At 65.9% G+C, this 19,783-nt stretch carries 21 protein-coding genes; 8 read left to right on the top strand and 13 right to left on the bottom strand.

What is annotated here, in order from left to right:
• Positions 1–42: 42 nt before the first annotated feature.
• The gene (gene ruvB / locus BMI85_RS17390) at positions 43–1,077 is read left to right on the top strand and encodes a Holliday junction branch migration DNA helicase RuvB (RefSeq protein ID WP_078522132.1); all 1,035 of its coding nucleotides are present in this window, start codon (positions 43–45) and stop codon (positions 1,075–1,077) included.
• Positions 1,070–1,477: a group III truncated hemoglobin gene (locus BMI85_RS17385; protein ID WP_078602163.1), complete on the top strand. Its 408-nt coding sequence runs from the start codon at positions 1,070–1,072 to the stop codon at positions 1,475–1,477. Before ruvB ends, BMI85_RS17385 begins: the two co-directional genes overlap by 8 nt.
• Before the next feature lie 64 nt (positions 1,478–1,541).
• On the opposite strand, the gene BMI85_RS17380 is transcribed toward BMI85_RS17385, so the two are convergent.
• From BMI85_RS17380 to BMI85_RS17355, 6 genes are all read right to left on the bottom strand, one after another.
• Positions 1,542–2,540: a TIGR01620 family protein gene (locus BMI85_RS17380; protein WP_246832587.1), complete on the bottom strand. Its 999-nt coding sequence runs from the start codon at positions 2,538–2,540 to the stop codon at positions 1,542–1,544.
• Positions 2,537–3,940: a YcjX family protein gene (locus tag BMI85_RS21690; RefSeq protein ID WP_246832586.1), complete on the bottom strand. Its 1,404-nt coding sequence runs from the start codon at positions 3,938–3,940 to the stop codon at positions 2,537–2,539. The genes BMI85_RS17380 and BMI85_RS21690 overlap by 4 nt, the downstream gene beginning before the upstream one ends.
• 113 nt (positions 3,941–4,053) lie before the next feature.
• Entirely contained in the window at positions 4,054–5,532 is a 1,479-nt protein-coding gene (locus BMI85_RS17370) for an NAD-dependent succinate-semialdehyde dehydrogenase (RefSeq protein ID WP_078602161.1), read from the bottom strand.
• Between the two features lie 33 nt (positions 5,533–5,565).
• Positions 5,566–6,576, bottom strand: a complete 1,011-nt coding sequence (locus BMI85_RS17365; RefSeq protein ID WP_078602160.1) for a P1 family peptidase — start codon at positions 6,574–6,576, stop codon at positions 5,566–5,568.
• A gap of 63 nt (positions 6,577–6,639) precedes the next feature.
• Positions 6,640–7,380 (bottom strand): SDR family oxidoreductase, encoded by a 741-nt coding sequence (locus BMI85_RS17360; protein WP_078602159.1) that lies wholly within the window; start codon positions 7,378–7,380, stop codon positions 6,640–6,642.
• A gap of 107 nt (positions 7,381–7,487) precedes the next feature.
• Positions 7,488–8,933 (bottom strand): aldehyde dehydrogenase family protein, encoded by a 1,446-nt coding sequence (locus BMI85_RS17355; protein WP_078602158.1) that lies wholly within the window; start codon positions 8,931–8,933, stop codon positions 7,488–7,490.
• A 199-nt stretch (positions 8,934–9,132) separates the two neighbouring features.
• Between BMI85_RS17355 and BMI85_RS17350 the strand changes: the two genes are divergently transcribed.
• The 3 genes from BMI85_RS17350 (at position 9,133) to panC (ending at position 11,920) form a co-directional block, all read left to right on the top strand.
• A complete protein-coding gene (locus tag BMI85_RS17350; protein ID WP_341853193.1) occupies positions 9,133–10,065 on the top strand; it encodes a L,D-transpeptidase in 933 nt (310 codons plus the stop codon).
• Positions 10,066–10,259: 194 nt separating this feature from the next.
• The gene (gene panB, locus BMI85_RS17345) at positions 10,260–11,084 is read left to right on the top strand and encodes a 3-methyl-2-oxobutanoate hydroxymethyltransferase (protein ID WP_078602157.1); all 825 of its coding nucleotides are present in this window, start codon (positions 10,260–10,262) and stop codon (positions 11,082–11,084) included.
• Positions 11,081–11,920: a pantoate--beta-alanine ligase gene (panC, locus tag BMI85_RS17340; protein WP_078602156.1), complete on the top strand. Its 840-nt coding sequence runs from the start codon at positions 11,081–11,083 to the stop codon at positions 11,918–11,920. The genes panB and panC overlap by 4 nt, the downstream gene beginning before the upstream one ends.
• Positions 11,921–12,058: 138 nt before the next feature.
• On the opposite strand, the gene BMI85_RS17335 is transcribed toward panC, so the two are convergent.
• A complete protein-coding gene (locus BMI85_RS17335) occupies positions 12,059–13,339 on the bottom strand; it encodes an acetylornithine deacetylase/succinyl-diaminopimelate desuccinylase family protein (RefSeq protein ID WP_078602155.1) in 1,281 nt (426 codons plus the stop codon).
• A gap of 116 nt (positions 13,340–13,455) precedes the next feature.
• Here BMI85_RS17335 and BMI85_RS17330 point away from each other — a divergent pair, with 116 nt between their 5' ends.
• The 3 genes from BMI85_RS17330 to BMI85_RS17320 all read left to right on the top strand — a co-directional run bounded on the left by BMI85_RS17330 (position 13,456) and on the right by BMI85_RS17320 (position 14,735).
• Entirely contained in the window at positions 13,456–13,764 is a 309-nt protein-coding gene (locus tag BMI85_RS17330) for a hypothetical protein (RefSeq protein WP_078522055.1), read from the top strand.
• Positions 13,765–13,825: 61 nt separating this feature from the next.
• Positions 13,826–14,104, top strand: a complete 279-nt coding sequence (locus BMI85_RS17325) for a hypothetical protein (RefSeq protein ID WP_134330208.1) — start codon at positions 13,826–13,828, stop codon at positions 14,102–14,104.
• Positions 14,105–14,111: 7 nt separating this feature from the next.
• Complete coding sequence (locus tag BMI85_RS17320; RefSeq protein WP_078602154.1) at positions 14,112–14,735, top strand: DUF1523 family protein; 624 nt, start codon at positions 14,112–14,114, stop codon at positions 14,733–14,735.
• Positions 14,736–14,840: 105 nt separating this feature from the next.
• Here BMI85_RS17320 and grxD read toward each other — a convergent pair whose 3' ends face one another.
• The 6 genes from grxD to BMI85_RS17295 all read right to left on the bottom strand — a co-directional run bounded on the left by grxD (position 14,841) and on the right by BMI85_RS17295 (position 19,670).
• On the bottom strand, positions 14,841–15,200 hold the full coding sequence (grxD, locus tag BMI85_RS17315; RefSeq protein ID WP_078522053.1) for a Grx4 family monothiol glutaredoxin: 360 nt from the start codon (positions 15,198–15,200) through the stop codon (positions 14,841–14,843).
• 155 nt (positions 15,201–15,355) lie between these two features.
• Positions 15,356–15,598 carry a BolA family transcriptional regulator gene (locus tag BMI85_RS17310; RefSeq protein WP_075775791.1) on the bottom strand — a complete coding sequence of 81 codons (243 nt, stop codon included), beginning with the start codon at positions 15,596–15,598 and terminating at the stop codon, positions 15,356–15,358.
• Positions 15,599–15,676: 78 nt separating this feature from the next.
• Positions 15,677–15,847: a hypothetical protein gene (locus BMI85_RS21485; protein ID WP_168174812.1), complete on the bottom strand. Its 171-nt coding sequence runs from the start codon at positions 15,845–15,847 to the stop codon at positions 15,677–15,679.
• Positions 15,847–16,668 (bottom strand): FUSC family protein, encoded by an 822-nt coding sequence (locus BMI85_RS17305; RefSeq protein ID WP_168174811.1) that lies wholly within the window; start codon positions 16,666–16,668, stop codon positions 15,847–15,849. Before BMI85_RS17305 ends, BMI85_RS21485 begins: the two co-directional genes overlap by 1 nt.
• Before the next feature lie 101 nt (positions 16,669–16,769).
• Complete coding sequence (gene purL, locus BMI85_RS17300) at positions 16,770–18,932, bottom strand: phosphoribosylformylglycinamidine synthase subunit PurL (protein ID WP_078602152.1); 2,163 nt, start codon at positions 18,930–18,932, stop codon at positions 16,770–16,772.
• Between the two features lie 141 nt (positions 18,933–19,073).
• Positions 19,074–19,670 (bottom strand): hypothetical protein, encoded by a 597-nt coding sequence (locus BMI85_RS17295; RefSeq protein WP_078602151.1) that lies wholly within the window; start codon positions 19,668–19,670, stop codon positions 19,074–19,076.
• Positions 19,671–19,783: the final 113 nt, after the last annotated feature.

Below are 19,783 nucleotides of genomic sequence, written 5' to 3'. Positions count from 1 at the left end.
CCCGCTTGCTCCCCTCCGCCAAAGGCGCGACAGTAAATGACGATGAGCGAACCCGATCCCACCCTGCGGCCCGACCGCCTGCCCGAAGACGCCGACCGCGCCCTGCGACCACAGGCGCTGGAGGAATTTACGGGCCAGGCCGAAGCCCGCGCCAATCTGCGCGTCTTCATCGAAAGCGCCAAGATGCGCAGCCAGGCGATGGATCACACGCTGTTTCATGGCCCGCCCGGTCTGGGCAAGACGACGCTCGCGCAGATCATGGCGCGCGAGTTGGGCGTGAATTTCAAGATGACCTCGGGGCCGGTTCTGGCCAAGGCGGGCGATCTGGCCGCGATCCTGACCAATCTCGAAGCGCGCGACGTGCTCTTCATCGACGAGATCCACCGGATGAACCCGGCGGTGGAGGAAGTGCTCTATCCCGCGATGGAGGATTTCGAGCTCGATCTGGTGATCGGCGAGGGGCCTGCCGCGCGCACTGTGCGGATCGAGTTGCAGCCCTTCACGCTGGTCGGCGCGACCACGCGGCTCGGCCTGCTGACGACGCCGCTGCGCGACCGCTTCGGCATCCCGACACGGCTGCAATTCTACACCGAGGACGAGCTGGACCTGATCGTGACGCGGGGGTCGCGGCTGCTGGGTATCCCGTCCGACCCCGCGGGCACCCGCGAGATCGCCAAGCGCGCCCGGGGCACCCCGCGCATCGCCGGACGTTTGCTCCGCCGCGTCGTCGATTTCGCGCTGGTCGAAGGCGACGGGCGGCTGACTCGCGAGATCGCGGACCGCGCGCTGACGCGGCTCGGTGTCGACAATCTCGGACTCGACGGCGCGGACCGGCGCTACATGATGCTGATGGCCGATCATTACGGCGGTGGCCCGGTGGGGGTGGAGACGCTTTCCGCCGCGCTGTCAGAAAGCCGCGACGCGATCGAAGAAGTCATCGAGCCTTACCTGCTGCAACAGGGTCTGATCAGCCGCACCCCGCGCGGGCGGATGCTGGGCGCAAGGGCGTGGCGGCATCTGGGGCTCGAGGCACCGAAACCCGCCACCCCGCAGACGGACCTCTTTGGCGATGGCTGACCCCTTGGCACGTTTCGAGATCACCGAGGCGGAGATCGACCGCGTCGTGGCGCGCTTCTACGAGCGCGTGCGCAGCCACGCGATGCTCGGTCCGGTCTTTGCGGTGCATGTCACCGACTGGCCCACCCATGAGGACAAGGTCGCGCGGTTCTGGAAGAACGCGATCCTGCGCAAACCGGGCTATGATGGCTCGCCCATGCAGGTCCACCGCGCGGCAGGCAATGTGCGCCCGGGAATGTTTTCAACCTGGCTCGCGGAATTCGACAAGGTGCTGATCGAGGAACTGTCGCCCGAACAGGCGGCGGGTTGGTCGGCGCTCGCCCATCGCATCGGCATGAGCCTGCGGCAGGGCGTGGTCGAGCGTGAGACGCTTCCGGGCGGGATTCCGAAGCTGAAATAGGCGAGGGGGCTCTGCCCCCGCTCCTTCGGAGCCCGCCGGGATACTTCTGCCAAGAGGAAGAGGCTCAGTCCTCTTTCTTCCCGAACACGCCCGTCAGAGACCGGCCGATCAGATTGGTCACGCGGGGCTTTTGCAGCTTGCGGAAGGGCATCGGACGGCAGACTTCCAGCGCGGCGATGCCGACGCGGGCGGTCAGCGCGCCGTTGATCACGCCTTCGCCGAAGCGGCGCGAGAGTTTCGAGACCAGATGGCCGCCGGTGACCGTCTCGATCAGATCGTCGCCCGCCGCCACCGCGCCGGTCGCGACGAGATGGGTCATTACCGTGCGCGCCAGCCGGATCGAGCCGAGCGTGCCCGAGCGCCCGCCATAGATTTCCGCGATGCGCCGGATCATCCGCAGGTTCGCGGTCAGCGCAGTGAAGACATCGGCCAGCGCCAATGGAACGATAGCGGTGACGGTGGCGACGGTGCGCGCGGCAGCTTCGATCTCGAGCCGGGCGGCAGCGTCGAGCGGTCCCATCAGTTCGGTCTCTGCCAGTCCCATCAGCGTATCGGTGTCGAGCACCTCGCCCGTTTGCTCGGCCAGCCGCTTGCGCGCCCAGTCCATCTCGGGCCGCGCGGCATAGAGGCCCGAGACATGGGCCGTCACCTTGCGCGCGCGGCTCAGATCATCTTCGCTCAGCGCTTCCGAGACTTCCTTATGGACCTTGTCGAGCCGCGCCAGCCGCGAGAAGGCCGCGATCTCGCGCCCGGTGATCAGCAGCGCGCCAAGCGCGAAGGCCGCGACCAGCCCGGTGCCGATCCAGCCGAGGATCGGATGGGTGGCGAACAGCCCGTCGATGAAGCGCCAGAGCGCGACGGAGATCAGGAAGCCCACCAGCGCCACGCTCGCGCGCCAGAAAAACCGCACGATGGGCGAGGTGCGCCGCGCCCCCAGCCGTGTCGCGATCTGCATGGCGCGGCCTTCCAGCCGCTCCTCGGTCGCGCTCGGCATATCCTCGATCGGTGCGGCCTCGGCGGGCGAGGGCGCGTCCTCGATCTCGATCATCACCGGTTTTTTCATAGCTTGTCCCCGATCAGGAAATCGGCCGCGCGGTCGAGCCGGATATGCGGCGGGCCTTCGCCGGGTCGCAGGATCACCGGGGCCGGGGCGAAGTTCATGATCGAATAATCCTCGTCGAGCCATGCGGAGGCCCCTTGCGCCGCGGGCGAGAGAAGCTGCGCCGGGTCGGCGGGCAATTCGCCGGGATAGAGCGCGACCGATTTGCCGGTCTCGAGCCGCCCGCGCACGGCCTGCAATTCCGCCCCGTCATGCGAGAGGGTTTCTTCCGTGGTGCTGCGCAGCGCCGCGATCGACAGCGCGAGAGTCTTCGCGCCCGCGAAATCGGCACGGTCCTTGGCCTCGCGCAGCAGTGCGCCGGTGATCGCGGTCAGGCGGGCGTGTTGGGTGTGGTGCAGGTGATCCGCCTTGGTGGCGGCGAAAAGGATTTTCTCGACCCGCTTGCCGCCGATCAGCGAGGTCAGCCAGCTTGCGCGTCCCGGTCGGAAGGCCGCCAGAATATCGGCCATCGCCTGGCGCAGATCGTCGAGCGCGGCGGGCCCGGAATGGATCGCGCCCAGCACGTCGACCAGCACCACCTGTCGGTCGATCTTGGCGAAATGGTCGCGGAAGAAGGGGCGCACGACCTCGCGTTTATAGGCGTCGTAGCGGCGCTCCATCTCGCGCCGGAGCGAGCCGCGCGGGGCCTCGCCCTCGGGCAGCGGCGCGAAGGTCAGGGCGGGCGATCCGGCCATCTCGCCGGGCAGCAGGAAGCGCCCCGGCGTGCAATCCGAGAAGCCAGCATCGCGCGCCTCAGTGAGGTATCGGGTGAAGCCCGCCGCCAGCGCCTTGGCCTGCGGCTCGGTGAATTCGGCCGTGCCATCCGTCGCCTCGGATTGCGCCAGATATTCCGCGCCTTGAGGGCGGTTCGGGAGACGCGCCAGCGCCTCCGCCGACCACTCGGCATAGCTTTTGTCCATCAGTGCGAGATCGAGCAGCCACTCGCCGGGGTAATCCACAATGTCGAGATGCACGACGCGCGGCCCGCGCACCGCGCCCAGCATCCCACGCGGCTGGATGCGGAAGGACAGCCGCAGCTCCGAGACGGCGCGTGTGCCCTCGGGCCAATGCGGCGACGGGCCGGTCAGCGCGGCGAGGTGGCTCTCATAGTCGAAGCGCGGCACGGTGTCGTCGGGCTGCGGCTGCAGATAGGCGGCGGTGATATCCGACGCCGATCCCAGCGCCGGCATCCGCCCGCGATCCAGCAGGTTCGCGACCAGCGAGGTGATGAACACGGTCTTGCCCGCGCGCGACAGACCCGTCACGCCGAGACGGATCACCGGTTCGAACAGCGCCTCCGAGACCGAATGGCCCATGCCCTCGATCCCGCGTGTGATCCCGTCCGCAATGTCGGAAATGCCCAAAGCCCGGCCCCTCATTCTCGTTCACGGACAAGATAAGCAGCGGAGAGTGTTAATGAAAGAGAGGGCGGACACGCGGCCCGCCCTCTGCATTGTTCTTCCGCCTCGGATCGGTCTCAGACCGCCAGGCAGATATATTTCATCTCGAGATAATCCTCGATCCCGTGATGCGACCCCTCGCGGCCCAGGCCGGACTGCTTCACGCCGCCGAACGGGGCGAGCTCGGTCGAGATCAGGCCAGTGTTGACGCCGACGATCCCGTATTCCAGACCTTCCTGAACGCGAGTGATGCGCCCCACGTCGCGGGCGTAGAAATAGCTCGCAAGGCCGAAAATCGTGTCATTGGCCTTGGCGATCGCCTCCTGCTCGGTCTCGAACTTGAAGAGCGGGGCTACGGGACCGAAGGTTTCTTCATGCGAGACCTTGGCCTCCTGCGTGACCCCGGTCAGCACGGTCGGCTGAAAGAAGGTGCCGCCCATTTCGTGACGTTCGCCGCCGGTGACGATCGAGCCGCCATGGTCGAGCACGTCCTGAATATGCTCTTGCACCTTCTTGACCGCGTCCTCGTTGATCAGCGGACCGGCCTCGACGCCTTCCTTGAGGCCGTCGCCCACCTTGAGGGCGTTGACGGCCTTGGCCAGCTTCTCGGCGAAGGCGTCATAGACCCCGGACTGGACATAGATGCGGTTGGCGCAGACGCAGGTCTGACCGTTATTGCGGAATTTCGACGCCATTGCGCCTTCGACCGCCGCGTCGAGATCGGCGTCGTCGAACACGATGAAGGGCGCGTTGCCGCCCAGTTCCATCGAGCATTTCATCACCTGATCCGCCGCCTGACGCAGCAGGATGCGGCCCACCTCGGTCGAGCCGGTGAAGGTCAGCTTGCGCACGGTGTGGTTCTCGCAGAATTCCTTGCCGATATCGGAGGCTTTCGCGGAGGTGATGACCGAGAGGATGCCTTTGGGCAGGCCCGCCCGTTCGCCCAGCACCGCCATCGCCAGCGCCGAGAGCGGCGTCTCCGAGGCCGGGCGGCAGACGAAACCGCAGCCCACAGCGAGCGCCGGGCCCGCCTTGCGCGCGATCATCGCGTTGGGGAAGTTCCACGGCGTGATCGAGGCCGCGACCCCGATCGGCTGCTTGATCACGGTGATACGCTTGTCGCGCTGATGGCCCGGGATCGTCTCGCCATAGACCCGCTTAGCCTCTTCGCCGAACCACTCGATGAAGCCTGCGCCATAGGCGATCTCGCCCTTCGCTTCGGCCAGCGGCTTGCCCATCTCGGCGGTCAGGATCGCGCCGAGGTCGTCCTGATTTTCCATCATCAGGTCGTACCATTTGCGCATGATCTGCGCGCGTTCCTTGCCGGTGCGCGCGGCCCAGTCCTTCATCGCCTCCTCGGCGGCGGCGATGGCGCGGGCGGTCTCGGCACGGCCCAGATCGGGCACGGTGCAGATCACGTCGCCCCGCGCCGGGTTGGTCACGTCGAAGGTGGTGCCGTCATCGGCATCGACCCATTCGCCCGCGACGAGGGCCTTGGTCACCAGAAGCGAGGGATCCTTGAGGATGGATTTGAGGTCGGTCTTGTCGTCGAGCATGATGTCCTCCGAAGGGCTGGATGGGTCGTCCGGTCAATGCGCCGGGCTTTTTGATGTTCCGTAACGGCTGCGCCAGCAGGGCTGCAGATCGCCGTGGTGTTCTTTGGCTTCATAGATGGCGCGGGCGATGGCCCGGGCAAGCACGCAAGACGCCGCATGGCCAAGCTGGAATGGGTCGCGGAGCGGATCGGCCAAGGGCTTCTCGCCGGTCGCGGCAGCGAAGATCAGATCGCCATCCATCGGCGTATGCGACGGCACGATGGCCCGCGCCATGCCGTCATGGGCAGCCGTGGCCATGCGCTGCGCCTGCGCTTGGGTGAGCGCGGCATCGGTCGCGACGATGGCGATGGTGGTGGCTTCGCCCTGGCGTTTCATCGGTTCGGGTTCGGCGGCGGGATCATGGCGAAGCGCGGGACCCAGCCCGCCGAACTCGCCCGCGATTTCCCAAGGCGCGGCCCAGAAATGCGGCTCCTCGCCGACGGTCACCGAGCCGAGCGCATTCACCGCCACCAGCGCGCCGACGGTAAAGCCGCTCTCCAGCACCGCCGAGGCCGACCCGAGCCCGCCTTTGAAGGTCCCGGTCATCGCGCCAAAGCCCGCCCCGGCGCTGCCGATCTCGAACCGCTCCGTGGCCGCCTCGAGCGCCGCGCGCCCAAGCCCGGGATAGGGTGTCTCCGCCCAACTCTTGTCGCCGCCGTTGAGCAGATCGAACAGGATCGCGCCGGGCACGATCGGCACGCGCTGATCGCCCACCGCGAAACCGCGCCCTTGCGCGCGCAGCCCTGCCATCACCCCGTCGCAGGCGCCAAGCCCGAAGGCCGAGCCACCCGAGAGCACCAGCGCATCGACTTCCTGCACCAGCTTGTCCGGCGCCAAAAGATCGGTCTCCCGCGTTCCCGGCGCGCCGCCCATCACCTGCACCGCCGCCGTGAAGGGGCGCTCGCCCAGCAGAACGCTCACACCCGAGCGCAGGCCCGCATCCTCGGCATTGCCCACGCGCAGCCCGGCGATATCGGTGATCAGATTGTTCGGCCCTGCCTTCATCTTCCTCTTGGTCCAAATATCCTGGGGGCTTGGGGGCAATGCCCCCAACTCAACGCCCTGCGTTCAGATACAGCGCCCGCCATCGACCTCCATCGCGACGCCGGTGATCATGCTCGCCTCGTCGGAGCACAGAAACAGCGCCGCATTCGCCATGTCCTCGGGCGTCGAGAACCGCCCCAGCGGGATGGTCGAGAGAAACTTCGCGCGGATCTCCGGCGTGTCCTCGCCCATGAAGCTTTTCAGAAGCGGGGTCTCTCCGGCGACCGGGTTGATCGCGTTGACGCGGACCCCGGAGGGCGCAAGCTCCACCGCCATCGCGCGGGTTGCGGTGATCATCCAGCCCTTCGAGGCATTGTACCAGCTCAGGTTCGGCCGCGGGCTGACGCCGGCGGTGGAGGCCACGTTCAGGATCGCGCCCCCGCCGCGGGCCTTCATCCCCGGCACGATATGGCGCGCGGTCAGATAGACCGATTTCGCGTTGACGGTGAGGACGCGGTCGAACTCCTCCTCGGTCACCTCCTCCATCGGCTTCGGCAGATGAGTGGTCCCGGCATTGTTCACCAGAATGTCGATCTGCCCGAACGCCTCGCGCGCCGCCTGCGCCACTGCGGCGACATCCGCATCGCGGCTGACATCCACGGTGCAGGCCACGCCGCCGATCTCGTCGGCGATGGCCTGCGCGGCCTCGGCGTTGAGATCTGCGACCAGAACCCGCGCACCCTCGGCGGCGAAGCGGCGCGCGATCCCCGCGCCGAAGCCCGAGCCCGCGCCGGTGACGATCGCGCTTTTGCCTTCCAGTCTCATCGGTGCTCCTCCTCGGGGCCTACTGTTGTCGCAGGACACATCGGGTGCAAGGGGGCTCTGCCCCCCGGTCTCCGACCGTCCCCCGGGATGTTTTAGCAAGCCCGAGATCAGCCATGCCAGGCGGCGACGGTTTTCAGGGTGGAGAAGCCGTAGAGCGCCTCGAACCCTTTCTCGCGCCCGTGCCCGGATTTGCCGATGCCGCCGAAGGGAAGCTCCACGCCTCCGCCCGCGCCGTAATTGTTCAGGAAGACCTGTCCTGCGCGGAGGCGACGGGCGAGCCGCATCGTCCGCCCGCCATTCTCCGACCAGACCGAGGCGACGAGCCCGTAGTCCGTGCCGTTCGCGATGGCGACGGCCTCTTCCTCGTCCTCGAAGGGAATGACGATCTGCGCCGGGCCGAAGATTTCCTCCTGCGCGAGCCGATGCGCGCTGTGGCCGCCACCGATCAGGGTCGGCGCGACGTAATGGCCGCCTGCGGGGACGTCCTCGGCGATCCGGCCTTGGGCCGCGATAGTGAGGTCGGAGGCAAGCGCCAGATAGCCCTCGACGATCCCTTTCTGCCGCCCCGAGATCAGCGGGCCGAGGTCGTGATCGCCAAGCGCGGGCCCCGCCGTCAGGCCACGATAGCGCGCGGCCATTTTCTCCAGCACCTCGTCATAGCGCGAGCGCTGCACGAGGATGCGCGAGGAGGCCGAGCAGGTCTGCCCGGCGTTCTGGATGCCTGCGTTCACGAGGAAGGGCAGCGCGCGGTCGAGATCGGCATCGGCGAAGACGAGCTGCGGGGATTTGCCGCCAAGCTCCAGCGTGACCGGCACGGCATTCGCCGCGGCGGCGGCCTGAATGTGCTGGCCGACCGCGACCGATCCGGTGAAGGAGATATGCTGGATGCCGGGATGGGCCGAGAGCGCGGCCCCGGCTTCCTCTCCCAGACCCGGAACGATATTGAGCGCCCCGGCTGGCATCCCCGCTTCTTGCGCGATCCGCCCGAAGGCCAGCGCGGTGAGCGAGGCTTCCTCGGCAGGTTTCACGACCGCCGCATTGCCCATTGCCAGCGCTGCTGCGACCGAACGCCCGATGATCTGCATCGGGTAATTCCACGGCACGATATGCGCGGTCACGCCATGCGGCTCGCGCAGCGTGTAGGCGGTGTAGCCGTTGAGATAGGGGATCGTCTCGCCCATCACCTTGTCGGCGGCCCCGCCATAGAATTCCAGATAACGCGCCAGTGCCGCCACATCGGCGCGTGCCTGCGTCAACGGTTTGCCGACATCGAGCGCCTCGATCACGGCGAGATCCTCGGCATGAGCCAGCACGAGCCCGGACATCTTCAGCAGGAGCCGCCCGCGCTCCGCCGCGCTCAGCTGCCCCCAACCGCCCGCAAGCGCCGCCTGTGCGGCCTCGACCGCCGCGTCGATCTCCGGCTTCCCGCCCCGGGCGATCTGCGCCATCTCGCGCCCATCCGAGGGGCATTCCACGGAAAGGCGCGCATCGGCCTTGCGCCAGACGCCTCCGATCAACATCTCCTCGGGGTCGAACCAAAGCGGCAAACTCATGCGCGGCACCTCCTCTTGTCACGCGATTTTGCAGCACGCTCCGCCCGCACGGACGGAAAATCAAGGGGGCAGGAATCTGCCGGAGTGAGTCCGATCACATTCATGTGAGTGTGAGTAGAGGGAACTTTCCCCTATCTAGCCCCTTGAATGACGGAACCGGGCCGAAGGCCCACCGGAAAAAGAGACAGGAAAATTGCAAGTGACCGCGAGTTATTCGACGCTCAAACGCGCAATCCGCCCGGCCATGCTCTTCGGGCTGGCTGGCATCTTGGCTGCCTGCGCGAGTGCGCCGGAACAGCGCTATGCGCAACCGACCCAGTCGACGAAGGCCGTGCCCGCCGAATATCAGGCGCGCGAAGATGACGGGAAAACCATCCCGGCGATCAGTCCGAAATATCTGGTGGAGCGCAACCGCCGCCAGGTCGTGCCCTATCACGGGCCCGAGGCTGTCGGGACGATCGTCGTCGATCCCTATGCGCGCTTCCTCTACTACATCACCGAGCCGGGCAAGGCAGAGCGCTACGGCGTCGCAGTCGGTCGCGACGGCAAGACCTTCTCGGGGGATGCCACGATCAAGCGCAAGCAGGAATATCCGAGCTGGACGCCGACGCAGAACATGATCCAGGAAGATCCCGACCTCTACGGGCCGCTGAAAGACGGTCTGCCGGGTGGTCTGGACAACCCGCTGGGCGCGCGTGCGCTCTATCTCTACCAGGGTAACCGGGATACCTATTACCGGATCCACGGCACGATGGATCCGTCCTCGATCGGGCGTGCGACCTCGGCTGGCTGTATCCGTCTGTTCAATCAGGACATCATCGACCTGTTCTCGAAAGTGCCGAAGGGCACGCCGGTGAAGGTGCGCAGCCGCGCCGAGAGCCTCGAGATGGAAGGTCCGGTCGTGCAGCTGCATTCGGGCTATGTGGTCTCCGCCTATAATCAGGTGGCGATCAACGAGGACGAGGCCGCGTGGAAAGCGGGCCAGATCCCCGATCAGCAGAAGGTCGAGGAAGAGCAGCATCAGGCGTCGGTCGCGATGGCCCAAGAGGTCGGCGGCTCGGGCGAGACTGCCAGCTCCACCGTCGATTGCGGCTATTCCGGCACCGGGACCTGCGTCGATACGACCAACTGATCGAGTCGATCTTTTCGGAAAAATATTTACGGCGCGGGGGCAACCTCGCGCCGTTTTTCTTGCGCCGCGACGCCTCCAGAACCGCGCCAAATCGCGCGATACGCGCCCCGATGCCGCAGCGTTTGCGCGTTCACGTCTTTCCTTGCGGGCCGGGTGACGCTAGGACTCGCGCGCAAGCAGATCAGGAGGATGCCATGAGCGTCACCGGAACCACGCGGCAGAAAATGCCCGCAGATATTCTCGCGATGAAGGGCGGCGCGCCGATCGTTTGCCTGACCGCCTACACCACGCCGATTGCGAAGCTGGTCGACAGCCATTGCGATCTCGTGCTGGTCGGCGACTCGGTGGGCATGGTGCTCCACGGGCTGCCCTCGACGCTGGGCGTGACGATGGAGATGATGATCCTCCACGGCAAAGCGGTCGCACGCGGCCTCTCGAATGCGCTGATGGTGATCGACATGCCGTTCGGGTCGTATGAGGAAAGCCCGGCGCAGGCGTTCCGCAATGCCTCGCGTCTGATGGCCGAGACCGGTGCGGGGGCGGTGAAGCTCGAAGGCGGGGCGCATATGGCCGAGACCATCGCGTTTCTGACCGCGCGCGGTATCCCGGTGCAGGCCCATATCGGGCTGACCCCGCAATCGGTGAACACGCTGGGCGGCTACAAGGTGCAGGGCCGCGGCGACAGCCGCGCGCGTCTGGTCAAGGATGCGAAGGCGGTGGCCGAGGCCGGCGCGTTCTCGGTGGTGCTGGAGAAGGTGCCTCAGGGGCTGGCCGACGAGATCACCGCGATGGTCGCTATCCCCACCGTCGGCATCGGCGCGGGCGCGGGCTGCGATGGGCAGGTGCTGGTGGTCGACGACATGCTGGGCCTCTTCACCGATTTCAAACCGAAATTCGTCAAGCGCTTCGGCCAGCTCGGTCAGGAAGCCGAAGCCGCCGTCGCCGATTACGCAGCCGAGGTGCGCGACCGCAGCTTCCCGGCAGCCGAGCACAGCTTCGCCGACGAGGTGAAGAAATGACGCAGGTGATCCGCAAGGCCGCTGAACTGCGCGACAAGGTGGCGGCATGGAAACGCTCGGGGATGCTGGTCGGCGTGGTGCCGACGATGGGCGCGCTGCATGACGGCCACCTCAGCCTCGCTCGCGCCGCGCGCAAACAATCGGACCGCGTGATCGTGACGGTCTTCGTGAACCCGATGCAGTTCAATAACGCCTCGGATCTCGACAAATACCCGCGCGACGAGGCGCAGGATCTGGCGCTGCTGGAAGCGGAAGGGGTCGATGTGCTCTTTGCGCCGGGCGTGGACGAGGTCTATCCCGACGGGTTCGCCACCACCGTGTCCGTCGCGGGCATCACCGAGCCGCTGGAAGGCGCGTTCCGGCCCGGCCATTTCGACGGCGTGGCGACTGTCTGCTCGAAGCTCTTCGGTATGACGCAGGCGGGGCGCGCGTTCTTCGGCGAGAAGGACTGGCAGCAATTGCAGGTGGTCCAGCAGCTCACCCGCGATCTCAACATGCCGATCCGCATCATCGGTTGCCCGACCATCCGCGAGGAAGACGGTCTGGCGATGTCCTCGCGCAATGTGCGGCTGACGGAAGCCGAGCGCGAACTGGCGCCGCGCCTGCATTCTGTGATGCAGGAGGCGGCTGCGAAGATCCGCGACGGCGTGCCGGTCGAAGGCGCGCTCAACGATGCGAAAACCGAGCTGAAAGACGCGGGCTTCGGCGCGCTCGATTATCTGGAGCTGCGCACGGTCGACGGGCTGAAACCCGCGACGGATCTGTCGCAACCGGCGCGGATGCTGGCTGCGATCTGGCTGGGCGATGTGCGCCTGATCGACAATATCGCAGTCTGATCTCTCGAGGGGGCGCTGCCCCCGCGGCTCCGCCGCCCCCCGGGATATTTCGACAAGAGCGAAGAGGGAGGGAATGCTCCTTCCCCTTGGTCCAAATATCCCGGGGTGAGGCGCGGCACGCGCCGAGGGGCAGCGCCCCTAAGACCCCAGCAGTTCCGCCAGAACAAGCGTCATGACCTTCGCACTGTCGGCCATATCTTCGATGCCGACCCATTCGTCGGGCTGATGGGCGAGCTCCAGCAGGCCCGGCCCGTAGGCGATGCAATTCTGCAGCCGTCCGATCCGGTCGATATGCTTCTGGTCATAGGTGCCGGGAGAGACGACGTAAGCCGCCTCGCGGCCCAGCACCGCCTCGATCGCCGCGGCGGTGGAGCGCACGATCGGCGCGCCCTTGTCGGTCATCGTGGGCTGCACCTCGAACAGGTCGCGGATTTCATAGCGGAAGCTGGGGCGCTGGGCTTTCACGCGCTCCATCAGGTCGGTGATTTCGGCCTTCACCTCCGTGAGGTCTTCCTCGATCAGAAAGCGGCGGTCGATCACGATGCGGCAGCGATCGGCGACGCAGGGCGTGGGCAGGCCGGTGTAATCGGCGCCCTCTTCCGGCGCGCCGCCATGGATCGAATTGACGTTCAGCGTCGAGGCCCGCGCGCCTTCGGGGATGACGGGCATCTCGGTCTGCTTGCCCAGAAGGAGCGGGTAGAGCGTCTCCTCCATCTCGCTCAGAACGGCGCTCATATGGCGGATCGCGCTGTCGCCCAGAAACGGCATCGAGCCATGCGCGATACGGCCATGGGTCTCGATCTCGGCCCACCACACTCCGCGATGACCGAGGCAGATCTGGTCCTTGTGCAGCGGCTCGGGGATGATGACATGCTGCACGCGGGCGGGATCGAAGCGGCCCTGCTCGGCCAGATAGGCCACACCGCCATAGCCGCCCGATTCCTCGTCGGCAGTGGCGGAAATCTCGATGCTGCCCGCGAAATCGGGGCAGGTGTCGAGGAAGGCTTCCGCCGCGATCACCGAGGCCGCGAGCCCGCCTTTCATGTCGCAGGCGCCGCGCCCGTAGATGCGGTCTCCGTCGATCTCGGCCCCGAACGGATCGCGGGTCCAGCCATGGCCGATCTCGACCACGTCGTGATGCGAGTTGAAATGCACGCAGTCGCCGGGGCGCGCGCCCTCGATGCGGGCGACGAGGTTCCAACGCGGATAGATCTCGCTGTCGCCGGGCGCGCCATGGGCGCGGATCAGTTCGGTCGTGAAACCGCGTTCGGAGAGATAGGCGGCGAGAAAATCGCAGATTTCGCGGTAATTGCGCCCCGGCGGGTTCAGCGTCGGGATACGGATCAGTGCCTGCGTCAGCGCGACCAGTTCGTCGCGGCGCGCGTCGATGGCGGATTTCAGGCGGGTGGCGAGGTCCATACCCAAGGCTAGCGCCGGGCCCCGCCGCGGGCCAAGCGAAAACGCAAGGATTGAAAACACATGGCTTTTAGCACCCGCGCGCGCTATTGCGGGACAAAATCCTACGGAGGGACCGGATGAACCTGTTCTTGGCCTTCGCGCTCGTGCTTTGCATTGCGGTCGGAGGGTGGCTGTCGAAATACGACTGGGCGAAGCTTTTGGCGCTGGTACCCGTCGCGATGATCGTGCCCGCTTTCTACATGACCGGCACCGCCTGCGGTGCGGGCTTCGTGCTGCATTTCTTCTCCGACACGGCGAGCTGCTCGAACGGCTATGTGCCGCGCCAGATGTTCGCTGCGACCTATGTGCTCGCGCTGATCCCGGTCGCGGCTTCGGCTATCGTGATCAAGCTGATCCGGATCGGTATGGCGCGCCGGAAGGGCTGATCTGGTCAAGCGCGCCGCCGCGGCCTAGGCTTGCGACAGCGAGGGGCAGGGAGGGCGCGCGATGCTGGCCTTCATTCGACTGGCGATCTTCGGGCTGATCGTGCTGACGGTCCTGTTCTGGCTGGTGCGTCTCTATGCCCGGTCGGTCCGGCGCGAGGCGCTGGAAGAGGATTGGAACGAGGCCGCCGCCGAAGGCCGGGCCGAGACCACGCGCGATACCTTCGTCGAAGCCGGGATGCGGGACTACGAGAAAAGCCTGCTGCGCAAGCTGATCTGGTTGGTCTATGTCCTGCCGATCGTCGTGGTGGGGCTCATTATCTATCTGATGAATTACAGGTGAGAATCCGATGCGTTACGTGAAATGGGGCTTCTGGCTGGTCGTGATCGGCTTCGTGGCGGTGTTCCTGCATTACAACCTGCCGCGCCACGACATCGTGCGGATCGTCGGCACCGAGGTGCGCCGCGTCGATTTCGGCGAGAACTCGATCTTCTGGGCCGCGCCCGACGTCGGCACCGCGAGTGCGACCAGCCGAGATGTGCGCTTCATCAACTCGGTGCGTCCCAACGGCAAGACGCTGGTCTTCCGCAACGAGGATACCGGCTGGGGCTGGCCGCCTTATTTCAAGCTCGACAGTTCGGACCTGCAGGCACAGGCGGAGTCGCTGATCTCGACCTCGGCCGATCCGATCTGGGTGTCGGTGACGCGCTATGGCTGGCGCTCGCGCTGGCTGACGATCTATCCGAATGCGGTCGGGCTGAAGGTCGTGCCGGGGCCGGATACGCGGATCATTCCCTGGGGCAGCATCATCATCCTGACGCTTCTGGTGATTGTCTTGCTGACGATCCGGGCGATGTGGCGACAGTTCCGCCAACGCTCGATCGACCCGTTATTCGAGGATGCGAGTGAGGCCTGGGACGACGCCGAAGAGGGCGCGAAGGGCTGGTTCGACCGCTTCATCGGGCGCAAGTGAGACGCGGGTGCAAGGCCGGCAGGCCGCGCCCAACTTAGACCGACGCTGAAACGCAAAAGCCCCGCCACAGAGTGACGGGGCTTTCGATTAAGTCGGGATCTGCGCTTAGGCGTTCGCAGCGCGGATCTGTTCGGCGGCGTCCTTGTTGAAGCTCACGCCTTTGGTCTCGAACAGCTGGTCCAGCTCGCCCGAGAGGGTCATCTCGGTGATGATGTCGCAGCCGCCGACGAACTCGCCTTTGACGTAGAGCTGCGGGATGGTCGGCCAGTCCGAATAGTCTTTTATGCCTTGGCGGATGTCCTGATCCGCGAGCACGTTGACGTCCTTGTAGGTCACGCCCATGAAGTTGAGCACGCCCGCGACGCGGCTCGAAAACCCGCATTGCGGCATGTCCTTGGTGCCCTTCATGAAGAGAACGACGTCATTCTCCGAGATTTGCTGGGCGATTTGGTCTTGCGCGTTCATCTTCCTTATCCTTCGGTTTGCCTTCGCCGCGACGGAGTCCGCGAAGGCCATGTTTCAAAAGCCGGGGAATGCCCCGGAAAAATATCCAAAACACCCGAAGCCCGCGCCCGATCGCGTAGAGCAGCAGCAACGCAAGCCCGAGTGTATCCATCGTGTCATTCGGGCGCTTTGGTGGTCAAAGCGAGCGCGTGCAGCACTCCGTTCGGCCCGTCCATCGCCCCTTTGAGCGCGGCATAGACCGCGCGCTGTTGCTGGACGCGGTTCTTGCCGCGGAAGCTCTCGTCGATGACCTCCGCCGCCCAATGATTCCCGTCCCCGGCGAGATCGGTGATCGTGATCTTGGCATCGGGGAATTCGGCCCGGATCAGGGCTTCGATGTCATGGGCTTCCATTGCCATAAATAGGGCTCCTCGTCCTTTGCCGCAAACTTAAGTGGCGCGGCGGCTGGCTGCAAGGGGATGCGCGGGGGCGCGGGCCTATGCGGTGGCCGCTGGCGGGTGCAATCGCGACAGGAAAAACATGAGCGTCGCGATGACCACGCTGCCGATGAACATCGCGGCGGCTCCCGCAGCGGTCACTTGCAGGGAATGGCCCGGCGCGCCAACTTCTCCGGCGAGCAGGAAGCACATGTTGATGTCGATCCCCATCAGTGGGTGCGGGGATGGGCGCGCAGCAGCGCACCGCCCGCGATGAAGGCGAAGGCGAGGATCAGGAGCTCGGTCTGATCTCCGCCCGACAGATGCGTGAGCCCGCGATAGGCGACCGCGGCGAGCACCCCAAGCGCGACACCGGGAATGAGGAAGCGCACGGCGGGGCGCGGATTCGGCATGGAGCCCAGAACCGAGGAGAAGACGATCACCGAAAGCGCGGCAGCCGTCGCGGCGGGATGGGTGAAGTGGGCGTCGATCAGTGTGGCCGCGCCGGTGAGCACCGCCACCGCCGCCATGCGCAGCCAAAGCTGCTGCACGAAATGCGGGTTCGGGCGCGGCGGCATCGGTGCGCGACGGGCCGGTGTGAAGAGCCAGTTCACCGCCGTTACCGAGATGACGCCCAGAAGCGTGCAGGCGACCCGGTCGAGCGCAAGCGGGATCGCATCCGCTCCCATCCCCAGCGCGGGCATCACCACCACGCCGATCGTGATCGCCATCAGCGTGAAGCCATAGGCCCAATGCGTCCCGATCCGGTAGGCGATGCCGACACCGACGGCTGCGGTCAGCGCCACGGTCAGCGCGATTCCCGGCACCGGAAGCCAGCTAAGCGCGGCGATCCCGATACCGGCGCCGACCAAGGTGCCTGCGACCCGCAGCACTGCGCGCAGGGCCATGTCTTCGCGATGGGGTTGGATCACGACCCAGACGGGCATGGCCGCCCAATAGATATTGGTCAGGCCCAGTAGCCGGGCGGCAGTCCGGGCAAGCGTCGCGGCGAGGAACAGCCGGGCGGCATAGGCGAGGGTGGAACTGGTCAAAGCGGGAACCTGAAATCGGTGGATCGCCGCGACATTAGCTTGTGCGCGGGCGGTCAGGAACCGCCCGGCGCGCATGTCCGCCCTGCGTCAGGTCACAGAACTCAGGCGTCGATCGCCGCTTTGAACGCGCTCCGATAAAGGGCCGACAGCTCCTCCAGCGGGGCGCTGTCCGAGCCGAAGCCGACCGTGTCGCCGCCGAAACGGCCGACGGTGTAAAGCGGCACGTCAGCCTTGCGGGCGGCGACCATCAGCGCCTCGGCCTGATCGAAGGAGCAGGCCACGAGGTAGCGGCCCTGATCCTCGCCGAAGAGCGTCGCGATGTCGTTAGCCTCGAGCGTAACGCCCAGACCGGCCTCTTCCGCCATCTCGAAAGCTGCGAGCGCGAGGCCGCCATCCGACAGATCGCTCGCGCCTTTGACCAGCGCGCGGTTCTCGCGGAGGAACTCGCCATTGCGTTTCTCGACGTCGAGATCGACCTCGGGCGCGTCACCCGACTCGAGCCCGAAGGCTTCAAAAGCCAGCGCGGACTGATCGAGGTGGCCCTTGGTCTCGCCGATCACCATCGCCACGTCACCCGCCGTCGGCAGGCCCGCGATCAGCTCGTCGAGCGAGCTCAGCAGGCCGACCGCGCCGATGGTCGGCGTGGGCAGGATGCCGGTGCCGTCGGTCTCGTTGTAAAGCGAGACGTTGCCCGACACGATCGGCATGTCGAGCGCGCGCACCGCGGCGTCGATGCCTTTGATGGCACCCACGAACTGGCCCATGATCTCGGGCTTTTCGGGATTGCCGAAGTTCAGGTTGTCGGTGGAGGCCAGCGGCTTCGCGCCCACGGCTGTCAGGTTGCGATAGGCTTCGGCCACCGCCTGCTTGCCGCCCTCGAACGGGTTCGCCTTGACGTAGCGCGGGGTCACATCGGCGGTGAAGGCCAGCGCCTTGTCGGTGCCGTGCACGCGCACGACGCCCGCCCCGAGACCCGGACGGCGCACCGTGTCGCCCATCACCTGCGTGTCGTATTGCTCATAGACCCAGGACTTATGCGCGTAGTTCGGCGAGCCGATCAGTTTCTTCAGCGCATCGATCGCACCGATCTCGGGTAGCGCCTCGCCAGCGGTCGCGACGGGCGTCTCGACCCAGGGGCGATCGTATTCGGGGGCTTCCGAGGACAGCTTCGACAGCGGAACGTCGGCTTTCACCTCGTTGCCATGCATGATCAGGAAGCGGTCTTCCGCGATAGTCTCGCCGACGATGGCGAAGTCGAGATCCCATTTCACGAAGATCTCGCGCGCGATGTCTTCCTTCTCGGGGTTGAGGACCATGAGCATCCGCTCCTGGCTCTCCGACAGCATCATCTCATAGGCGGTCATCGCGGCTTCACGCTGCGGCACCGCATTGAGGTTGAGCTTCACGCCCAGCCCGCCCTTGTCGCCCATCTCGACCGCCGAACAGGTCAGGCCCGCGGCCCCCATGTCCTGAATCGAGATCACCGCGCCGGTCTGCATCAGTTCGAGGCAGGCTTCCATCAGGCATTTCTCGGTGAAGGGGTCGCCGACCTGAACGGTGGGGCGCTTCTCTTCGATCGTGTCGTCGAACTCGGCCGAGGCCATGGTCGCGCCGCCGACGCCGTCGCGGCCCGTCTTGGCACCGAGATAGACGACCGGCATGCCGATGCCGGAGGCGGCGGAGTAGAAGATTTTGTCGGCATCCGCGAGGCCCGCCGCGAAGGCGTTCACAAGGCAGTTGCCGTTATAGGAGGGGTGGAAGCGCACTTCGCCGCCCACGTTCGGCACGCCGAAGCAGTTGCCGTAGCTGCCCACGCCCTCGACCACGCCTTTCACGACATGCGAGGTCTTGGGGTGGTCGGGCATGCCGAAGCTCAGGCTGTCCATCGCGGCCACCGGGCGTGCGCCCATGGTGAACACGTCGCGCAGGATGCCGCCCACGCCGGTCGCAGCCCCCTGATGCGGTTCGATATAGGAGGGGTGGTTGTGGCTCTCCATCTTGAAGACCACGGCCTGCCCGTCGCCGATATCGACGACGCCCGCATTCTCGCCCGGACCGCAGATGACCTGATCGCCCTCGGTGTGCAGCGTGCGCAGCCACTTCTTAGACGACTTGTAGGAGCAGTGCTCATTCCACATCGCCGAGAAGATCCCGAGCTCGGTGAATGTCGGCTCGCGTCCGATGATCTCGAGGATCCGGTCGTACTCGTCGGGTTTCAGGCCATGGGCTGCGATGAGATCAGGCGTGATCTGCGGCTCGTTCATGAGGATCCTCCGGCATCGGCTTTGCCGCCCCTATTAGGCGAATATGTGCAGGGGGAAAAGAGAGGCCGGACGTTGCGGAAAGAAAAAACGCGAGGCCCGAAGGCCCCGCGTCGTAAAAGCGTGTATCAGGTGACGCCCGGATTACGAGCGCATGTCCACCTGCGTCTCGAGATTGGTCAGCAGTTCCGACACGGTCCAGCCGAGCTTGACCTGACCATTGGCCGCTGCGCCTTTCGGCACGTTGATCTTGAAGAGCGACACGGTGGTGTCGAGCTTCGGCGAGGTGCGGATATAGACGGTGTCGTAGCCGTCATTCGCTTCGACCTTCTCGATCATGCCGATGATGTTGCCGTCGACGCTCATCGCCTTGTCCTCGGCATTGGCGGCGGTCTTCATGTCCGTGATGCCGGCTTCGTCGGTCAGTTGGCGCTGCGCGGGGATCATTTCCTCCCCCATCGAGGTGCTGTCGAACATCGCGGTGCCGGTCTTCACGTCGGTGATGCCGTACTGGTCGGTCGACTCGAAGGTGTTCGAGGAGGTCACCGCGGGCGGCGTGCCCGTCGAGGTTTCCTGACCCGGCACCGCGCCAACACGATAGTCAGCGATGCCGTAATACTGGCCGTCACCATTGTTCGTGGAGGGCACTTTCGACAGGTCGAGGGCCGAAGCCGAGCCTGCGATGGTCATCGCGCCAACAAGAGCGGTCGAAGCGGCAAAGATGTTTTTCGCGGTAGTCATAACAGTATCCTTTCAACTGGTTACTCAAGTGCTGCGCCGTTGCTGGCGTCGGGAAAGGAACGGACTGAGCTGCCGAAAGTTCACTGAAATTTTTGTGAACGAGATCGTAGAAT

Source organism: Thioclava sp. DLFJ4-1, from assembly GCF_002020145.1.
GTDB lineage: Bacteria > Pseudomonadota > Alphaproteobacteria > Rhodobacterales > Rhodobacteraceae > Thioclava > Thioclava sediminum.
The sequence above is the reverse complement of the archived record's forward strand: the minus strand, read 5'-3'. Positions and strand labels throughout refer to the sequence as shown.